Below are 1,544 nucleotides of genomic sequence, written 5' to 3' on the forward strand. Positions count from 1 at the left end.
GCGATCTCGTTCGCGATCGCCGTTTCGTCCCAGCCGAGTTCGCGCGCCATCAGTTCGACGACGGCGCTGATGACGGGAAAGCCCGGTGAGCCCAGCGTGCCGAGGCCGGTGCGACGGAAAAGGATATCGGACAGGTGGCGCGCCATTTCGTGGCGGATCGCATGGATCACCTGGACGGCGAGGACCGGCCTGTCGGACGAAAGACGTTTCAGCAGCGCCTCGCGTTCGCCGGGCTTCTCGTCGGCGGTCGCCAGCACTTCGTCGATGCGGCTGCCGTAGAAGAAGACGAGGTTCTCGACGACGTCGGCGCCGAGATGCGGATGGCGCTTCTGCGCGCGGGCGATGAAGCTCTTCAGCCGGCCGATCTCTCCGCCATAGACCGGCGTGCAATGCGTCTCGCATTTCGCGTGGCGGCCGAGCTTCTTCAGCGCCATGTCGACGATCTGCTCGGCGAGATGGCGTGAGGTCGTCCATTTGCCGCCCATGGCCGAAATGAGCCCGCCTATGCCGTCGATGGGCTCATGGTCGTAGACTTCGGCCGCGCGGCTTGCATTGTAGGAATCCTTCGCCTCGCCCTCCTCGCCTTTCGGTGGTGAGGTGTCGACCAGCGGCCGGATGCCGACATAGAAGTGCAGGATGTCCTCGCGCCTGAGGTTCAGTCCCGGCAAGCCGTCATTCACGACACTGATGAAATCCTTCAGATCCTGCTCGGTGACGCCGACCTTGTCCGGATCGTCGTCGAAGACGGTGTCGGTCGTGCCGATGATCGTGTGATCGCGCCAGGGAATGACGAAGAAGTGGCCGCCGATGTCGGACTGGATCGCCAGCGCGTTCTTGCCGGAAATCTCGCGCGTGATGATGTGGATACCCTTGGAGCGGATCAGTCGGCGCTTGGGCGCTCCGCCTTCGGCGAGGCCCATCAGCGTGTCGGCCCAGGGGCCGGCGGCGTTGATGACAAGCTTGCCGCGGATCATGTGCGTCTCGCCCGTGAAGCGGTCCTTCACATGGACACCGGCGATGCGGCGGCCGGTGTCGATCGAGCTTTCGATCACGAAGTCCGTCACCTCGGCGTAGTTCGCGGCGTCGGCGCCATATTCGACCGCGCCCTCGATGCATTCGAGGCAGAGGCGCTCGGGCGCGAACATCTGGCAGTCGTAATAGATCTTGGCGCCGGTGAGGCCGTCGCGCTTCAGGCTCGGCATCAGCTTCAGCGCTTCCTCGCGCGACACTGTGCGGAAGCCCGGGATTTTCTTGTCGTCGTCGGAAACGAAATTGCGGTCGTAGGACAGGAGATCGTAGAAGGCGAGGCCGATAGACAGCACCGGGCCGCTCTTCATGCCCCAGCCATAGGTCGGCAGGATGAAGGGCAGGGGATGCACCATATGCGGTGCCGTATTCTCCCAGATGCGCCGTTCACGGAGCGATTCGCGCACGAGCTTCAGCTCGCCATTGACCAGATAGCGCAATCCGCCATGGACGAGCTTCGAGGAGCCCGACGTCGTCGCGTGAGCGAAATCCTCTTTTTCGAGGAGGGCGACCTTGAG

Annotated in this window: 1 protein-coding gene; it reads right to left on the bottom strand. The window is 63.6% G+C overall.

Annotation, left to right across the window (positions count from 1 at the left end; all coding sequences use genetic code 11):
- Positions 1–1,544: glycerol-3-phosphate dehydrogenase/oxidase (locus VMR03_RS17360; protein ID WP_325407449.1), on the bottom strand; the 1,544-nt coding region annotated here is incomplete at both ends.

Source organism: Parvibaculum sp. (assembly GCF_035511255.1).
Lineage (GTDB): Bacteria > Pseudomonadota > Alphaproteobacteria > Parvibaculales > Parvibaculaceae > Parvibaculum.